The organism is Enterococcus sp. DIV2449a (genome assembly GCF_051711225.1).
GTDB classification, from domain to species: Bacteria; Bacillota; Bacilli; order Lactobacillales; family Enterococcaceae; genus Enterococcus_D; species Enterococcus_D casseliflavus.
This window is the reverse complement of sequence record NZ_JBIOME010000001.1, coordinates 2,781,880-2,798,108: the sequence shown is the minus strand read 5'-3', so window position 1 is coordinate 2,798,108 and position 16,229 is coordinate 2,781,880. Positions and strand designations below refer to the sequence as shown.

The 16,229-nt window shown below is 44.5% G+C and carries 18 protein-coding genes; 13 read left to right on the top strand and 5 right to left on the bottom strand.

The annotated features are described in order from the left end of the window. The first annotated feature begins 1 nt into the window (after position 1). On the top strand, positions 2 to 919 hold the full coding sequence (locus IGI76_RS13350; protein ID WP_201688451.1) for a LacI family DNA-binding transcriptional regulator: 918 nt from the start codon (positions 2 to 4) through the stop codon (positions 917 to 919). 61 nt (positions 920 to 980) lie between these two features. Here IGI76_RS13350 and IGI76_RS13345 read toward each other — a convergent pair whose 3' ends face one another. Next, a complete protein-coding gene (locus IGI76_RS13345) occupies positions 981 to 1,754 on the bottom strand; it encodes a MerR family transcriptional regulator (protein ID WP_156235367.1) in 774 nt (257 codons plus the stop codon). Positions 1,755 to 1,868: 114 nt separating this feature from the next. On the opposite strand from IGI76_RS13345, the gene IGI76_RS13340 reads away from it, so the two are divergent. From IGI76_RS13340 to IGI76_RS13320, 5 genes are all read left to right on the top strand, one after another. Next, the gene (locus IGI76_RS13340; protein ID WP_231434915.1) at positions 1,869 to 2,750 is read left to right on the top strand and encodes an HAD-IIB family hydrolase; all 882 of its coding nucleotides are present in this window, start codon (positions 1,869 to 1,871) and stop codon (positions 2,748 to 2,750) included. Further along, the gene (locus IGI76_RS13335; protein WP_010749898.1) at positions 2,737 to 3,090 is read left to right on the top strand and encodes a DUF1827 family protein; all 354 of its coding nucleotides are present in this window, start codon (positions 2,737 to 2,739) and stop codon (positions 3,088 to 3,090) included. The genes IGI76_RS13340 and IGI76_RS13335 overlap by 14 nt, the downstream gene beginning before the upstream one ends. Before the next feature lie 248 nt (positions 3,091 to 3,338). Next, the gene (locus IGI76_RS13330; protein ID WP_005228507.1) at positions 3,339 to 4,805 is read left to right on the top strand and encodes a nicotinate phosphoribosyltransferase; all 1,467 of its coding nucleotides are present in this window, start codon (positions 3,339 to 3,341) and stop codon (positions 4,803 to 4,805) included. A 62-nt stretch (positions 4,806 to 4,867) separates the two neighbouring features. Next, complete coding sequence (gene nadE / locus IGI76_RS13325; protein ID WP_010749896.1) at positions 4,868 to 5,692, top strand: ammonia-dependent NAD(+) synthetase; 825 nt, start codon at positions 4,868 to 4,870, stop codon at positions 5,690 to 5,692. Positions 5,693 to 5,884: 192 nt separating this feature from the next. Next, positions 5,885 to 7,705, top strand: a complete 1,821-nt coding sequence (locus IGI76_RS13320) for an LTA synthase family protein (RefSeq protein ID WP_144808896.1) — start codon at positions 5,885 to 5,887, stop codon at positions 7,703 to 7,705. Between the two features lie 67 nt (positions 7,706 to 7,772). Here IGI76_RS13320 and IGI76_RS13315 read toward each other — a convergent pair whose 3' ends face one another. Together IGI76_RS13315 and nrdI are read right to left on the bottom strand one after the other, a co-directional pair. After that, positions 7,773 to 9,422 (bottom strand): MutS-related protein, encoded by a 1,650-nt coding sequence (locus IGI76_RS13315; protein ID WP_231434914.1) that lies wholly within the window; start codon positions 9,420 to 9,422, stop codon positions 7,773 to 7,775. A gap of 41 nt (positions 9,423 to 9,463) precedes the next feature. After that, on the bottom strand, positions 9,464 to 9,913 hold the full coding sequence (gene nrdI, locus IGI76_RS13310; RefSeq protein ID WP_060791576.1) for a class Ib ribonucleoside-diphosphate reductase assembly flavoprotein NrdI: 450 nt from the start codon (positions 9,911 to 9,913) through the stop codon (positions 9,464 to 9,466). A 136-nt stretch (positions 9,914 to 10,049) separates the two neighbouring features. On the opposite strand from nrdI, the gene gloA2 reads away from it, so the two are divergent. Beyond that, a complete protein-coding gene (gene gloA2 / locus IGI76_RS13305) occupies positions 10,050 to 10,427 on the top strand; it encodes an SMU1112c/YaeR family gloxylase I-like metalloprotein (protein ID WP_005228512.1) in 378 nt (125 codons plus the stop codon). A gap of 93 nt (positions 10,428 to 10,520) precedes the next feature. Continuing rightward, on the top strand, positions 10,521 to 11,087 hold the full coding sequence (locus IGI76_RS13300) for a GNAT family N-acetyltransferase (protein ID WP_005228513.1): 567 nt from the start codon (positions 10,521 to 10,523) through the stop codon (positions 11,085 to 11,087). Positions 11,088 to 11,091: 4 nt separating this feature from the next. Here IGI76_RS13300 and IGI76_RS13295 read toward each other — a convergent pair whose 3' ends face one another. Both IGI76_RS13295 and IGI76_RS13290 read right to left on the bottom strand, forming a co-directional pair. Beyond that, positions 11,092 to 11,613, bottom strand: a complete 522-nt coding sequence (locus tag IGI76_RS13295; protein ID WP_005228514.1) for an LURP-one-related/scramblase family protein — start codon at positions 11,611 to 11,613, stop codon at positions 11,092 to 11,094. 39 nt (positions 11,614 to 11,652) lie between these two features. Next, complete coding sequence (locus tag IGI76_RS13290; RefSeq protein ID WP_010749892.1) at positions 11,653 to 12,522, bottom strand: Cof-type HAD-IIB family hydrolase; 870 nt, start codon at positions 12,520 to 12,522, stop codon at positions 11,653 to 11,655. Positions 12,523 to 12,654: 132 nt separating this feature from the next. Here IGI76_RS13290 and IGI76_RS13285 point away from each other — a divergent pair, with 132 nt between their 5' ends. The 5 genes from IGI76_RS13285 (at position 12,655) to IGI76_RS13265 (ending at position 16,205) form a co-directional block, all read left to right on the top strand. Next, positions 12,655 to 13,344, top strand: a complete 690-nt coding sequence (locus tag IGI76_RS13285; RefSeq protein ID WP_005228516.1) for a uracil-DNA glycosylase — start codon at positions 12,655 to 12,657, stop codon at positions 13,342 to 13,344. Positions 13,345 to 13,485: 141 nt separating this feature from the next. Continuing rightward, positions 13,486 to 14,469: a phosphate acetyltransferase gene (gene pta / locus IGI76_RS13280; protein WP_005228517.1), complete on the top strand. Its 984-nt coding sequence runs from the start codon at positions 13,486 to 13,488 to the stop codon at positions 14,467 to 14,469. 214 nt (positions 14,470 to 14,683) lie between these two features. Then, a complete protein-coding gene (tsaE, locus tag IGI76_RS13275) occupies positions 14,684 to 15,157 on the top strand; it encodes a tRNA (adenosine(37)-N6)-threonylcarbamoyltransferase complex ATPase subunit type 1 TsaE (protein WP_010749889.1) in 474 nt (157 codons plus the stop codon). Continuing rightward, a complete protein-coding gene (locus IGI76_RS13270) occupies positions 15,150 to 15,674 on the top strand; it encodes a GNAT family N-acetyltransferase (protein ID WP_231434912.1) in 525 nt (174 codons plus the stop codon). Before tsaE ends, IGI76_RS13270 begins: the two co-directional genes overlap by 8 nt. Before the next feature lie 15 nt (positions 15,675 to 15,689). Continuing rightward, on the top strand, positions 15,690 to 16,205 hold the full coding sequence (locus tag IGI76_RS13265) for a GNAT family N-acetyltransferase (protein WP_231434911.1): 516 nt from the start codon (positions 15,690 to 15,692) through the stop codon (positions 16,203 to 16,205). Positions 16,206 to 16,229 lie beyond the last annotated feature (24 nt).

Sequence of the window (16,229 nt, the reverse complement as noted above, 5' to 3'; positions counted from 1 at the left end):
CATGGCAAACATTCGGGATATTGCACGCTTGACCGGCTATTCGGTCTCAACGGTTTCACGAGTCATTAATAACAATCCTTATGTCAGTGAAGAAAAGCGTCGTAAGATCCTGGCTGTCATGGAAGAGGTCAACTATATTCCGAATTACACGGCGCGGGCATTAAGTGTCGGCATAACCAAAAATATCGGTGTGATCCTGCCGTTTGTCAATCATCCCTATTTTGATCGATTATTGAGCGGCATCACGACAGCAGCGTTTGCTCGTGGCTATAAGGTGACGCTTTTAGCCACGAACTATGATCCGCAAGTAGAGGAAGCATATTTGCAAGAATTTGCGGCGAAAAGCTTTGATGCTTTGATCATTACCTCGCGGGCCAATCCGATCGAAACATTATTGCCTTATCGTTCATACGGACGCATCGTCTTTTGTGAAAATATCTCGTATTTGACTGACGGCTGCACCTATATCGATCGAGAGGAATCGATCAAGGAGGTCTTCACGTATTTTAAGGAACAAGGCATCCAGAAAATCGGCGTGACATTGGGACGTAGCCGCAAGCTCAGCAGCAATTCAAAAATCACGGTCCGTTTGGCTCATGACTATTTTTCGACCTTTTCCGAAGACTTGATTTTTTGGGATTGTTTGACGGAAGAAGATGGCAAAGAAGCGGCTGCTTATTTTGCAGATAAAGGAGTCGAAGCGATTTTCACCAATGGGGATCATGTTGCTGCTGGGATCCAGTCGCAGGCGCCGGGAGAATGGCTCGTGATTGGACGGGACAATTTATACATCAGCGAGCTGCTGCAGCTTTCAACGATCGATCATCACTTGCAAGCTTGCGGGGAGACTGCCGTCCAATTGGCGGTAATGGAAAAAAGCGGCAACTATCGCATGCCTTATGAGTTCATCAAACGATAGCTACAGACGAAACGATGCGCAAACAGTGCCCCTGAGCGGGCAGTGCTTGCGCATCGTTTTTTTAATGGGATTTGGTGTAATGGTCAATGATCTGTTTCAACAGCTGCGCGCTGCCGACGCCTGCTTTTTGATCGTAATAGGCGGTAAAACGCTCGTCTTGAACGTACATTTCCCCTAAAGATCGGTGATATTCTGCTGAGTAAAAGGGCGCTGCTTGTTTAAGCCATGCTTGATGCGCAGCAAAAGCCTTTTGGGCTTTGTCAGAAGGGATTCGTTTCCCTTCCTTTTCATTCAATAGCTCTTTTATCAGCTGCAACAAGCGGTTTTCGTTGTCGGTCAGTGCTTGATAATCGACTTGGGTCATCTGCTGCCACTTTTGGTTGCTTTGTTCGATGATTTCCTCACCGTAGGCTTCTCGTAATTCGGCACCGTAGTTCGCTTCGTTTTCACGAATTTTTTGTTCCTTAAAATAACGGAATTTCTCTTGATCGGTCATCGTCTTTTCTCCTTCATAATAATCAATTGTTTGCGCTAAGGTGGTCAAAAGACTGTCCAGGGCTGCTCGCTCTTGTAAAAGCTGTTGGTAATGCTGCAACAAGACCGTTTGGATCGATTCCTGTGGCTCATCCAAGATTCCGCGGATCGTTTCTAATGACAGCCCAAAAGACTTAAAATATAAAATCTGCTGTAGGCGATCAACTTCCTGTCTCCCGTAGATACGGTAACCAGCTGAGTTGGTGCGTTGCGGTTGTAACAACTTGATCTGATCATAATACCGCAGGGTACGGCTGCTGACTCCTGACAGTTTAGCTAAGGCACTGATCGTATATTCCATCGGCTTTTCCCTCCTTACACCTGTATCCTAAAGGTTGACGTAACGACAAAGTCAAGAAAATTTTTTTGCGTTTTTTAAAATGTGCTATAATTATAACAAAGAAAGGAAGATAAGATGCAAATAGTTTTTTCTGATATTGATGGGACGTTCCAAGAAATGGGGCACCCGATTCATGAGATCAATAAAGAAGCCATCCGTTGTTTGCAAGCCCAAGGGGATCACTTTGTGTTTGTCACAGGGCGCGGATTTGAGCTTGTTCAAGATATGATGGCGGAAGAAGGCCTTTCCTGCGATGTGATTTTTGGAAACGGCGCTGGTCTGATGTTAAAAGGAGAAGCGCCTGTTTTGACGCATACCTTGCCCTATAAGACATTGGCGCAAGTGATTGGTATCTTAGAAACAGAAGAGGTTTTTTATTTCTTACATACTGACCATGGCATCATTTCCCCACAAGCGCATTTGTATGAAGCGCAATTTCAAGAAAGCCGCAAGCAGTTATTCGCGGAGTTAGGGGAGCGAGGACAAATCATCGCTGACTACAAATATGAGTTCTTTTACAACGAATGTCTTCATAAAGACGACGTGCTGCAGTTTATGAAGGAACATCCAGAGATAAAGGTCATCAAAATCGAACTGATGGAAGCGTCAGACGAAAAAAGAGAACGACTGCGGGCGATGATCCAATCAGAAACGGCTGCGATTTTTCAATCCTTTGTCCAAACACTGGAGATCGTTGATCCATTGGCGACCAAAGGTGCCGCGATCCGTTCCTTTTTAGAAGCTTTTCCCGCTGCCAAAAGCTACGGGATCGGTGATGGTGAAAATGACCTTGCGATGTTTGAAGCGGTGGATGTTTCTTTGGCTGTAGCAAATGCCAGCCCAGCGATCAAAGCAGTTTGTGATCGAACCATTGAGCGCGCGGAAGACGGCGGTGTTGGCCGCTTTATTTTAACAGAATTAGTTTCGAGAGAGGATGTTGTGCATGAAGTTGATTGAAACCCCAGTAAACCAAAATCTAAATATGGAAACTTTTTACCCGAACATCTCCAAGTATCTATTCGACAAAATAGCGATCAAATACTATAAATTGTACTCGCTTGATCGGACGCAGATTCTCTATGTGGATAGTTTTGATACGATTTCTTTAGTATTGATCAACAATAAAAAGAAAATCAGTCGGGAAGAAGTCGACACAGCGATTCATCGTTTGCTGAAGGTCGATCGCAAAGACGTGACCGTCAATGTTAATATTCGTAAAGAAATGGAAGCAAGAGGCATCACCTTTTCTAAACCGAGGAAAGATGTCATTCTTGTTCAATTGCCTGTGAAAGAATAGTAGTTGAAAGAAGTTGGGACATGCACGTTGCAAGAGCAATCAAACGTTGAACAAAGGGGCGACCTTACACGCGCGCAGGAATGATGCGCCAATAAGTAGGAGGCTGACCCATGCTTTTGAGCAATTTGTTCTCAGATGGATTGCCTTGTACTAGCAAAAACCCAACTTTTTTTTGAAAAAACAAGATTTTCTGTCTTTTGTGTTTTTTTTGCTATAATGAGAAGAAGTAAGCTAGAGGGAGTAAGAACATGCAGAAATTATTTAAAGATGACAGCTTGACGCTGCACACCGATCTCTACCAAATCAACATGATGCAAACCTATTGGGAGTTAGGCAGAGCCGATCGTAATGCGGTGTTTGAATGCTATTTCCGTGACATGCCTTTTGAAAACGGCTATGCGATCTTTGCCGGTCTGGAACGATTGATCGACTATTTGAACGATTTATCCTTTTCAGAAACGGATATTGCCTACTTGCGAGAAATCGGTGGCTATCCAGAAGCCTTTTTAGAGTATCTAAAGGAGTTCAAGTTTGCTTGTACCGTTCGTTCTGCGTTAGAAGGCGATTTAGTCTTCAACAATGAACCGATCATTCAAGTAGAAGGGCCGTTGGCACAAGCACAGTTGATCGAAACGGCGTTACTGAATATGGTCAATTTCCAAACACTGATCGCCACGAAAGCGGCCCGCATCAAATCCGTGATCGGCACGGATCCCTTGTTGGAATTTGGTTCACGGCGGGCACAAGAATTGGATGCAGCCATTTGGGGGACCCGAGCGGCTTATATTGGCGGAGCAGATGCGACGAGTAATGTGCGGGCAGGGAAGATTTTTGGCATCCCAGCCAGCGGAACCCACGCCCATTCCCTCGTGCAATCCTACGGCAATGACTATGATGCATTTATGGCGTATGCCCAAACCCACAAAGATTGCGTATTCTTAGTCGATACCTATGATACATTGCGCTTAGGTGTGCCAAATGCGATTCGTGTGGCCAAAGAGATGGGGGATAAGATCAATTTCTTAGGTGTGCGAATCGACAGCGGCGATATGGCGTATATCTCGAAAAAAGTCCGTGAACAGCTGGATGAAGCGGGATTCACGGAAGCCAAAGTCTATGCTTCCAATGATCTAGACGAAAATACGATTCTAAGCTTGAAAATGCAAAAGGCGAAAATCGATGTGTGGGGTGTCGGCACCAAGCTGATCACCGCTTACGATCAACCGGCATTAGGCGCGGTTTATAAACTGGTGGCCATCGAAAATGAGCAGGGAGAAATGATCGACACCATCAAATTATCCAGCAATGCTGAAAAGGTTTCGACTCCTGGGAAAAAACAAGTTTGGCGTATCACCCGTAAATCTGACGGCAAGTCAGAAGGCGATTATGTCACGCTATGGGAAGAAAATCCACAAGCAGAAGACGAACTGTTCATGTTCCATCCTGTTCATACCTTTATCAACAAAACAGTGACGAACTTTGATGCGCGACCATTATTGCAAGACATCTTTGTAGATGGCCAGCAAGTGTATCAAGTGCCTGACTTAGAACACATCAAAGCCTATGCGACGAATTGCTTGGATTCCCTTTGGGACGAGTACAAACGTGACTTGAATCCACAGAAATACCCAGTCGATCTTTCGCAAGAATGCTGGGATCATAAAATGCGCACGATTGAAAAAGTACGCAAACAAACCAATGGCGCGATTTTGTAATCCGCAACTGCGCTGGTCCTAGGATCAGTCAGCTGCTTCAAAAAATAAGAGGAGGCGTTTCTATGACCATGCAACAAGAAATTATCAAAGAATTAGGAGTCTTACCGACCATCGACCCGAAAGAAGAAGTTCGTAAGAGTATTGATTTTTTAAAGGCGTATCTGCAAAAGAATCCGTTCTTGCATACGTTTGTCTTGGGGATCAGTGGTGGACAAGATTCGACGTTAGCTGGACGGCTTGCGCAATTGACGATGGAGGAAATGCGCAGCGAAACTGGGAATCCCAACTATCAGTTCATAGGGGTACGCTTACCTTATGGGGAACAAGCAGACGAAGAAGATGCCAAAAAAGCACTAGCGTTTATCCAACCAGACATTGAGCTGCGGGTAAACATCAAAGCCGCCGTCGATGCGCAAGTACAAGCGGTGGAAGAAGCAGGGTTAGCGGTTTCCGACTTTAACAAAGGCAATATCAAAGCCCGTCAACGGATGATCACGCAATATGCTATTGCGGGTGAAAAAGCAGGGGCTGTTCTGGGAACAGATCATGCTGCGGAAAACATCACCGGCTTCTTTACGAAGTACGGGGACGGCGGAGCCGATATTTTACCACTGTTTCGTTTGAATAAACGCCAAGGCCGTCAACTCTTGCAATACTTAGGCGCGCCAGAAGCGTTGTATACAAAAGTCCCAACTGCGGACTTGGAAGATGGCAAACCTTTAGTGGCAGATGAAGCAGCTTTAGGAGTGACCTACAACGACATCGATGACTATTTAGAAGGCAAGGAAATTTCGGCTGAAGCCCAACAAACCATTGAAAACTGGTGGAATAAAACGCAACACAAACGCCACTTGCCAGTCACGATTTTTGATGATTTTTGGAAATAAACGAAACCAATGATTGAGTTCCATTCGGATAGAAAGAAGAGTCTAGGGGGCAAGAAACCTTAGACTCTTTTTTTATGAGGCTTGCTTTCTTTAAAAATAACAAAAGCTTCTTACCTCGGCTTTACTTTCTTGCCTCGAAAGCATAAAATACGAGGGTACCTAGAACGTGTAGAAAAGGAGGAATGTTCCTTCGTGAAAATAAATAGCCATCCTTATCTGAAAATCGCATTAAAAGGCATCGCCATCGTCCTGTTGATCATTTTCAGTAATTTATATTTGCAATGGTGTCAAAACAATCTTTCCGTTGAATTAGCTCTGAAATTTGCCTTTTCGTGGCATACAGCAAAGTTTTTCTTGGCTTGTGGGGTGCTACTGCTGGTGTATGGGGTGTTTGCCAGCTTGGCAGGTTCGGTACTGATCGGGGGCATCTTTTATAGTGTTGTCATCGGAATCTTAGGGTATGCCAACCACACAAAGATGGTCTATCGCCAAGAACCAATCTATCCCGATGATTTAAAGATGGTCACTCAATTCGACCTTCTACGAACCATGATCGGCAATAGCGCCTTTTTCTTAGCCATCCTCTTCGCTCTGGCTGCGATCGGAGCGATCGGCTGGAGTATCTATCGCAGCCGCAAATTAAACCTGCGTTTGCAAGTGATGCGAGGAGCGGTGCTGGTCGTATGCTCGCTGGGCTTAGTCTATGTTTCTCACTTCAATGACAGCAACAACCTTTTACGCAAAGCCTACAATCAGACGGCGCTCTGGATTCCGTATTCACAAAAAATGAACTATTACAATACGGGATTCATCGGTGGGTTTTTGTACAACCTGCGGGTAGATGCCATGACGAAGCCTGAGGGGTATTCAAAAGAAGCGATCCAAGCGATTGCGGACACCTACAATGCACAGGCTGCGGAGAAAAATCAAGACCGTGAAAGTGAAGCACCAAATATCGTCTATGTGATGAGCGAGAGCTTTTCCGACCCGAGCCATTTAAATGGCTTGTCGATCACCGGCGATCCGTTGAAAGACTATTACCACGTCGCCGATCAAACCATCAGCGGAAAAATGCTTTCGCAAAATTATGGAGGCGGTACGGCAAACATCGAGTTTGAAGCGTTGACTGGTTTTGCCATGGGCCTATTGAATCCACAGATGACAACGCCTTACACGATGCTGGTGCCGAAATTGACGCAACTGCCATCCTTGGTTTCTTTCTTGGAACAGTCCGGGTATACGGCAACGGCGATCCATCCTTACGATACATCGATGTACAAACGCAAGGATGTCTATGGCGTGATGGGGTTTGAACAGTTTATCGATCAAGAGACGATGACCTATACCGACAAAATCGAAAATAATCCTTACATTTCTGATGAGGCGGCCTACAAAGAAGTGCTGGCATTGTTGGAAAACGATCAGCAACCGCAATTTGTCCATTTAGTGACGATGCAGACCCATATGCCGTATGCTGGTAAATACGATACCTTGAATTACCAAGCAAGCGGTCCGGGCAATATGGCTTCTTTGGAAAACTACCTGCAGGATATCTCCTACAGCAGTACAGCATTGAAAAACTTTGTAGCTGAATTAGAACAGCTGGATCGGCGAACGCTGGTCGTCTTTTGGGGGGATCATTTACCAGGCATTTATGCCGATGAGATCAAGGAGCAAAATGAAACGGCTGCCCTGCATGAAACGGAGTTTTTGATGGTCGATTCGCAAGGAAATTTTGCCCCAGAAGATGTACCTGTAACAAGTCCCTTTTACTTTGCGCCGAACCTATTAGAAGCCAGTGACCAACCAACGAGCGGGTTTTACCAGTTGTTATTGGCCTTGCAAGATGAGCTGCCAGCTTTTGAAATGGGTCAATATTATCAAGGCGGGCAATGGCAGACGACCCTTGCATTGGATCAAGAAGCCCAAGAAATCTATGATGCCTACAATTTGATCCAATACGATGTGTTACAAGGAGAGCAATACAGTTTAACGACTGGTTTGTTTGACTAAATGAAATGTAAAATAGCGCCTTATCCCAGTGTTAGTCACAGGATAAGGCGCTATTGTTTGTAGGAAGTTATAAATCCTGCCATTTACGGTTTTGATCAAAATCATTGGCGGCGGCATAGGCGTCTTGAACGATCGTTTCAGGGTAGCCCATGACTTTTAAGAGGGCGATTGCATTGCGGCTCAAGGCAGGACCGGATTTGACCTTGTAATCAAAGGAGATGCCGTCATCTTCCGTGACTTGTTCAGAAAAATGGATGTTGCAGCAGTCATTTTTCAATATTTCAGTCAGCTCAATATCATGAGTGGCGACAAATGCCAATGATGGGTAGGCTCGCAGCCAATGGATGATGCTGGCAGAAGCAGCGATCCGTTCCACCGTATTGGTTCCTTTTAAAATCTCATCAACAAAACAATAGCAGCGCTGGTTTGTGGCAACGGTGTCTAGCAGGCGTTTGATGGATTTGATCTCTGCTACGAAATAGCTGTCGCCTTCAAATAAATCATCTTCGACAGCCATCGAGGTAATGACGTGACCGGGAACCATCGTAAAGGTTTCGGCAACTGCTGTCTGGATCGTTTGTGCCAAGATGCAATTGATGGCGATGCTTTTGACATACGTCGATTTGCCCGAGGCATTGGAGCCAGTCACGAGGGTATTGTGGGTCCAAGCAACATCATTCATGACTGCTTCACTTAGAAGCGGGTGATACGTACCCGTTGCTTGTACACCTCCGCTTGTTTGGAAGGTCGGTAAGCAAGTTATGGGCATATACGTGCGAAAATTTAAAATGGCGGCTGCGACTTCCAATTTTCCCAGCAAATTCCACAGATCGATGGCTGCTTGTTGGTGCTTTGCCAGGGTAGTAGTGACCGTTTGATAGGAAATAAACGGCAGCATAAAAATGATATTGATGTATTCAAACAACATGTCTCCTTCGCTGCCGTTTTTGGCACGAAACGAAAAAGCGAAACGAGTGATCTTCTTTAATGGTGCCAAGGATTGTTTGATCTCATCTTGGAGGGGCGTGTTGATTTTAGCGATCTGACTGCCACAGGCAATTGTTTGAACCAAATAGCGCATGCTGTTCAGTTCTGTTTCCAGCTTGGCTTTTTTGATGGAGTAATAGATCGTATTGAAAACGACACTAACCAACGTCAACAGGATGCCTTGGACAAACCCCAGCAGGAGCAGCAAGATGCCGACTAACGGCAGCACACCTAAAAAGACAAAGAACGGCAGAGAGCCGATCGATTGCGCAGCTTCATTGGCCAAGTAGGCTTTCGAAAAATTATCATCTTGTTTTCCTAAACGAGCAAACGTATATTGGGATTGTTCGCGTGCGGCACTGTCAGCAGCAAAAAAGTCGATCAATTTGGTCAGCTGTTTGTCCGTCTTGAAGCGAAAATTGCGTAATTGCTGGTACAATGCTTCTGAACCAACACTGGAAAACGTCAGATTAATGGACTCAAACAACGAAAAGCCATCCAAGTCATACCAAGTGATGTCATCGACCTCGCTATCAAAATCGTGAAACTTCTTCTCAGTCAGCCAAGCCTTTTTCAAACTCGCTTCTTTATCAAAGCGGGGCTGACGGGGAAGCTTTCCCCAAGCAAGCCGAACGTAACGGCGTACTTTGTATCGATTCCAGATATCTAGTGCGGTCAAGATGAGAATGCTGGCGAGTATGATCAAAATGATCATCGTTTGTGGTTCCATATGCAAAAGTCCTCCTAATGGCTAATGAATGCTGGCTAAAGCTAAGTGTTGCTGTGGGCAGGATCGCTTTCTTTCAAACAAGCATAGATCCGTTCAATATCTTGGGTCGTGCCTCGCAGCTCGAAATCCGCTAAGAACGGGATCGAAAATTGCTCCGCATATTGCTTTGCGGTCAAGCAATATTGATAATTGAAGTTTTTGTTGCCACTGCCGATCACGCCTAAGCAAAGAGCTGCGTTGTTTTCATAGTCAATGTATTCCCGCATGGTTTCTGTGAGGATCTCCTGATCGCCGTTATCGACGCCATTTCCACCTTCTAAATAGGTAGGGACAAAAACCACATAAGGTTCGTCTTCTTGTTCAAAGACACTATTGTCATGAATTTCTTTGGCTTCCCAAGTACTCGGAGTGTCTTGCTGATCCGCATAGGCCAACAAGCGGTTGACGAATGCACGGGTATTTCCAGAGATTGAAATATAAAGTAGTTTCATTTTTTTCATCACCTTCCGCTTTCTAGTATAACAGAAACCATTTATGAAAAGAGGAGAACTTCGGCAGTCTTTTCTAGTAAAATGCAGCCAAAGGCTTTAAACTGAGAGAGGAGTCCAATACAAAGGAGTGGCAATAATGTTTTCAAAAATGCATCATGTGGCGATCATCGCCAGTGATTACCAGCAGACCAAAGAATTTTATGTAGAGAAATTAGGCTTTGAAGTGATTCGTGAACATGCGCGCCCAGAAAAGAAAGATGTAAAAATCGACCTGCGCTTTGGGGAATCAGAAATAGAACTGTTTGTGGTGGAAAACCCACCAGCAAGACCAAGTTTCCCCGAAGCAGCTGGCTTGCGGCATTTGGCATTTGCGGTGGAAAATATTGAAGCAGTCGTGGCAAAGTTAGCCGCCAAAGGAATTGCGTGTGAACCGATTCGTTTCGATACCTTTACGAATAAGAAAATGACCTTTTTCCAAGATCCAGACGGCTTGCCGTTGGAATTGCATGAATAAATAAGGAAAACTTTGTGTTGAACCTTTGTCGATTCAACTTGGTTTTTCTTGAGAGAATTGTTATTCTATGTATAGAAGCAAGGAGGAGAAAACGTGATAAGATTTGCAAAAAAAGAAGATCGCTTTGTCATGGCTGAACTCGTTTTAGTCATTTTAAAGGATATGGAATTGCCCTTTGTCAAAGAGATCGGTGAAGCAAAGACCTTAGAGATTTTGGCAGATGCCATGCTAGAACCCGACTATCGTTACGGCTTTCGCCGTGCGTTGGTCAATGAGATCGACGGGGAGGTTGCTGGGGTCGCCTTTGGATACCCAGACAAAGAAGAGGCGACGATCGATCAGCCTCTAGATAAAGTGCTGGAACAGTACGGCTTAAGTAAAGACATGAAGCTGTTTATCGATGAAGAAACCTTACCAAATGAATGGTACTTAGATACCATCTGTGTGGCTGAGAAATTTCGCGGCAAAGGTGTCGGCTCAGCCTTATTAGAAGCGTTGCCGAAAATTGCTTCTAGAGATGGCTATGAGGTGATCGGCTTGAGTGTTGACCGAGCAAATCCCCATGCGAAGCGGCTCTATGAAAAGCATGGCTTTGAAGTCGTGGCCCAAAGAGAGATCAGTGGCCACCTATACGACCATATGCAAAAAAGAACCAGCTGATTTTTCAGCTGGTTCCATTTGTTAGTCGAAGCTCAAGAGGATGGTCTTTCTTGCGGTGCCGATTGTACAGCCAGTAATCCATGACGGCAGCGATACAGATGCAGACTGGTGCATCCCGATCATCAACGACATCCAGTACATAATAATCCCCCGTCAATAAGGTCGCCTTATCCATTTCCATGATCTTTTTATTGAAATGATGGATCCCATAGCGATGATTGTAGATATCGCCGTGGACCGCCCAGTGAAGCTGCTGGATATAGTAGAAATCACCCGGCCAGTTAAAGATTTTTTGCAGTGTACCGACTTTCTCAAAGTCTTTATAGATCTCAAAGCGCGTACCAAAAGTAAAACTGATTTGTTTGATACTAGCGACCATTTGCCCATTCAAGCGGTAAAGGGAAAGAGCATCGCCCTTAGTTCCCCAACGGCCCACCATTAAAAACAGTGATTTGCCTGTTTCATCTTTGACAATGGTGCGTGTGACTCTGCTAAGTTGTCTGTCTTGGATGAAAAATTCTGACATACTTACGCCTCCTCATGTATCCCCAAAAAGCTGCGTGATTTAAAGATTTTCATCAATTGCCCGAACGATCGCTTTGCCGACACCAGACTCAATATTGGTGTCCGTCAAATACTTCGCGGCTTCTTTTACCTCTAACTCGCCATTTCCCATTGCAAAACTAACGCCTGCCAGTTGCAGCATACTTACGTCATTTAAGTTGTCACCGATCGTCATCACTTCCTCCAGTGAGATCATCCGATCCTTAGCGACATGCGCCACTGCGATTCCTTTTTGCGCGTTTCGGTGGTTGATCTCAATATTGTTTTGTCCAGAAGAAGTCACCACTAGATCGCCGTACCCATCGATGATTTTCGTGATAGGACCCAATACCCGCGCACCATCTTGATGGAAGCAGATCACTTTCAAAAATTCTAATTCTTCGATCGAAAACAACTCACTGAAATCATCGACATAATTGATCGGTAAAAATTCCAAACGGGCTGCTGTCATAGCAATCGCCATCTTATGGGTTAAATGGGGCATTGCTTCTGCCGTGTGGATCGCAAAATTTTCGATCCGACGTGTTTGGCTTTCCGAATAGATCCCGTTGCTCGTGGAGATCTCAAAATAGATGTCGTTTTCTTTGAGTAGGTCGATCAACGAACGAGTTTGTTCATGGCTGATCGGCACAGTAAATAATGAATTACCCGCTTCGTCGTAGACTTGGGCACCATTCAAGGTGATCATTGCACAGTCGATCCCGGCTTCTTGCAGCGGCGGCAAAGCCTCTTTGCGGTTACGGCCAGTTGCGACCATAAATTCGATTCCTTTGGATTGGGCATATTTGATTGCTTGGATATTTTCTTCTGAAATCTGCATACTAGCATTTAAAAGCGTACCATCCATATCAGAAGCAATTAATTTGATCATTGTCAGCGTCCTTTCTTAATCGTTTCTACAAATAGTGTACCATAAATCGCGCATTTTTTTTCTTTCGAAGAGTAATTCTTGTTTCTAAGGGGAGGGATTTGTTATCCTAGAAGAAAACAAAGGAGATTCGCCATGAAACGAATATTGGACAATGATTGGCAAGAACAATTGCAGGAATCATTTGAGCAGCCGTACTACCAACAACTGCGGACTTTCTTGAAACAAGAATATGCCCAGCAAACGATCCATCCAGCAATGGATCATATTTATGAAGCCTTAAAACTGACACCATACCATGACGTAAAAGTTGTCATCTTAGGTCAAGATCCTTATCATGGCCCTCACCAAGCCCACGGACTGTCGTTTTCCGTACAGCCGGGGGTCAAAATACCGCCTTCGTTGCGGAATATTTACAAAGAATTAGCTGATGACTTAGGGATTCCACCTGTGTCCCACGGTTATCTCGTACCTTGGGCGCAACAAGGGGTCTTATTGTTGAATACCGTGTTGACAGTACGTGAAGGGCAAGCCTATTCACATCACGGGCATGGCTGGGAGCAGCTGACTGATACGATCATCGAAAAATTGAATCAACGAGAAGAACCGGTCATTTTTGTGCTTTGGGGCAAACCCGCCCAAAAGAAAGCCGCTTTGCTAGATACTAGCAAACATATTATTATAACAGCGCCTCATCCAAGTCCGTTATCAGCGCATCGAGGATTCTTTGGTTCGAAGCCTTTTTCTAAGATCAATCAAGCATTGCTGGCGTTAGGGGAAGAACCGATTTCCTGGGCGTTGCCGGAAAAAATAACACAGTTGTAAAACTGTGTTATTTAGAATGAGCAAACTTGTGAAAAAGGTAACGATATTTAAAATAATCGACTAATACAGGATTTTTATCTGTTCTTTTTTTCGCAATTATTGTACAATGGAAAGGTATAAAAAAACTGGAGGTCTTTACCCGTGGAATTATTCGAAAGTTTAAAATTTAAAATCGTGCGTCGTCATATCAAAATCGTTTTTCCTGAAGCAACAGATCCTCGTATCCTAGGCGCTGCTAGCCGTTTACGTTCAGAAGAATTAATTGAACCTGTTTTGATCGGTAACCCGGTTGAAATCGAAAAAGCAGCGGAAGCTCGCGGAATCAACGTATCAAACTTTGAAATTTTAGATCCTGAAAATTATGATCGTTGGGATGAAATGGTTGAAGCTTTTGTGGAACGCCGCAACGGCAAAGCAACGAAAGAACAAGCAGAAGAAATCTTAAAAGATGTCAACTATTTCGGAACAATGTTGACTTACATGGGCATTACTGAAGGAATGGTTTCAGGAGCGATCCATTCTACGGGTGATACAGTAAGACCCGCTTTACAAATCATCAAAACAAAACCAGGTGTGAGCCGTACAAGTGGTGCTTTCTTAATGGTTCGTGGTCGTGACCAAGAAAAATACTTGTTCTCAGACTGTGCCATCAATGTAAACCCAACTGCACAAGAATTGGCAGAAATCGCTGTTGACTCAGCGAAAACCGCTGAATTATTTGAAATCGATCCAAAAGTTGCTATGTTAAGCTTCTCAACGAAAGGGTCTGCGAAAGCACCAGAAGTAGATAAAGTCGTTGAAGCAACAAAAATCGCCAAAGAATTGGCACCAGAATACCAAATCGATGGAGAATTGCAATTCGATGCTGCGTATATCTCAGCAGTTGCGCAATTGAAAGCTCCTGAATCTGAAGTAGCAGGTAAAGCAACCGTCTTTGTTTTCCCAGATTTACAATCAGGAAACATTGGTTACAAGATCGCCCAACGTTTCGGTAACTTTGAAGCGATTGGACCAATCTTACAAGGATTGAACAAACCAATCTCTGATTTGTCTCGTGGTTCAAATGAAGAAGATGTCTACAAATTATCAATCATTACTGCGGCACAAACACTAATGGAAAAATAAGCAGCCAATCGCTGCACTTATGAAAAACTGATCCCTTGAGGGTCAGTTTTTTGTTTTGCTCTTGGAAAGTTGAGGGCAGCAAAGGAGGAAGTGTGCGCAAAAGCAACGATCCAGTGATCGTTGGGGAATTTTTCCTAAGCTCCTTCTTTACAATTCCTTGAAAAACAAGCTATACTAGCAACTAGTAAATTAGATTGATCAAAGGATGGGGACTATGTTTACCATTAACGACTTAGAAGCAACCGCAGCATTTGCAAAAATCATTGGAGAGGCAGCCGAGCCAGGGGATAATCTGGTATTGACGGGCGATTTAGGTGCTGGCAAAACAACCTTGACGAAAGGCATCGCCTTGGGGCTAGGAATCGAGCAACTGATCAAAAGTCCGACCTATACGATCATTCGTGAATATACCAATGGGCGGCTACCGCTGTATCATATGGATGTCTATCGGGTGGAATACGGTGCAGAAGATTTAGGACTGGATGATTATTTCGAAGGGGATGGCTTGTGTGTGATCGAATGGGGCAATCTCTTAGAAGCCTCCCTGCCAGAGGATTATTTAGAACTGATTTTGGAAAAAGATGATACAGATGAACAAAAACGTCTTGTGAAATGTCATGCATATGGCACCAAAGCAACCGCCTTTTTGCAACGGATCACAACAAAATGGCAGGCAGCCCATGAGTGAGATCCAATTACAGATCAAAGAAGCCACGGGTGCTGATGCCAAAGCTGTGTTAGCAGTCAGTCAACAGCTAGGAGAAGAAACGGATTTTCTCTTGATGGACGAAAGCGGCTTGGCGTTACCAGAAGCCCTATTGGCAGAACACCTGGACGCTATCTATGAACGGGATGACTATTTGCTGTTGTTGGCATTTGATCAAGAACAATTGATCGCCATGGCATCAGTCAAAGGCCACGAAGATTGGCAATTAGCCCATGTCGGGGAGATCGGTATCTCGATTTTAAAAGACTATTGGGGCTTGGGCTTAGGTTCGCTCCTGATTGAAGAATTACTGGACTGGGTAGTAGAAGTTGGCGAATTGACCCGCATCGAGTTGACCGTCCAAGCGAGAAATCTACGGGCGATTCATCTGTATCAAAAATTTGGTTTTCTAACAGAAGGCTGTATGAAAGAAGCGGTGCAAACCCGCGAGGGGCAAAAAGTTGACGTCTTGATGATGGCACGTCTTTTTGAATCATAAAAAGGAGTGAAGGAAATGGAGTTTCGGGAACCGACGATCGCAGACTGCGATCAAATCGAAGCGTATCGGCAAGCCTTCGAGAAGAATCAAGAAGTCATTCACGGTGGGGCAGGACTTGTAGAAAGTCCCACAGCCAAAGACTGGCTAGAGGGATTGGCGGATTTTAAAACAGCAGAAACGGTACCAGAAGGATTCGTTCCCGCCCGTACCTATCTTGCTATCCAAGATCAAAAAGTGATCGGTCTCTTGAATCTGCGTCTGACACTTAATGCGTATTTGCGCCAAATTGGCGGACACATCGGGTATTCGGTGCACCCAGACCATCGAAAGCAAGGCATCGGCTCGGCAATGTTGGCACAGTCATTGGTAAGTGCCAAACAATTTGGCTTGAACAACGTGTTAGTAACCTGTGAAGAAGCCAATCGCGCCTCCGCCAAAGTCATTGAAAACAACGGAGGTAAATTGACAGAAAAAGTCTTTGATCCTGAAGATGGCGCTATAATCTGTCATTATTGGATCGATCTGACCTAAAATGAATCCTTTCTTAAATGAAAA

What these genes read in the sequence shown, in the direction of transcription:
- IGI76_RS13295 (WP_005228514.1), bottom strand. Translation starts at nt 11,613, where the DNA reads ATGTCAGAATTTTTCATCCAAGACAGACAACTTAGCAGAGTCACACGC.
- IGI76_RS13335 (WP_010749898.1), top strand. Translation starts at nt 2,737, where the DNA reads ATGAAGTTGATTGAAACCCCAGTAAACCAAAATCTAAATATGGAAACT.
- IGI76_RS13315 (WP_231434914.1), bottom strand. Translation starts at nt 9,422, where the DNA reads ATGGAACCACAAACGATGATCATTTTGATCATACTCGCCAGCATTCTC.
- nrdI (WP_060791576.1), bottom strand. Translation starts at nt 9,913, where the DNA reads ATGAAACTACTTTATATTTCAATCTCTGGAAATACCCGTGCATTCGTC.
- IGI76_RS13340 (WP_231434915.1), top strand. Translation starts at nt 1,869, where the DNA reads ATGCAAATAGTTTTTTCTGATATTGATGGGACGTTCCAAGAAATGGGG.
- IGI76_RS13265 (WP_231434911.1), top strand. Translation starts at nt 15,690, where the DNA reads ATGGAGTTTCGGGAACCGACGATCGCAGACTGCGATCAAATCGAAGCG.
- IGI76_RS13290 (WP_010749892.1), bottom strand. Translation starts at nt 12,522, where the DNA reads ATGATCAAATTAATTGCTTCTGATATGGATGGTACGCTTTTAAATGCT.
- IGI76_RS13345 (WP_156235367.1), bottom strand. Translation starts at nt 1,754, where the DNA reads ATGGAATATACGATCAGTGCCTTAGCTAAACTGTCAGGAGTCAGCAGC.
- IGI76_RS13350 (WP_201688451.1), top strand. Translation starts at nt 2, where the DNA reads ATGGCAAACATTCGGGATATTGCACGCTTGACCGGCTATTCGGTCTCA.
- IGI76_RS13330 (WP_005228507.1), top strand. Translation starts at nt 3,339, where the DNA reads ATGCAGAAATTATTTAAAGATGACAGCTTGACGCTGCACACCGATCTC.
- nadE (WP_010749896.1), top strand. Translation starts at nt 4,868, where the DNA reads ATGACCATGCAACAAGAAATTATCAAAGAATTAGGAGTCTTACCGACC.
- gloA2 (WP_005228512.1), top strand. Translation starts at nt 10,050, where the DNA reads ATGTTTTCAAAAATGCATCATGTGGCGATCATCGCCAGTGATTACCAG.
- IGI76_RS13285 (WP_005228516.1), top strand. Translation starts at nt 12,655, where the DNA reads ATGAAACGAATATTGGACAATGATTGGCAAGAACAATTGCAGGAATCA.
- IGI76_RS13270 (WP_231434912.1), top strand. Translation starts at nt 15,150, where the DNA reads ATGAGTGAGATCCAATTACAGATCAAAGAAGCCACGGGTGCTGATGCC.
- tsaE (WP_010749889.1), top strand. Translation starts at nt 14,684, where the DNA reads ATGTTTACCATTAACGACTTAGAAGCAACCGCAGCATTTGCAAAAATC.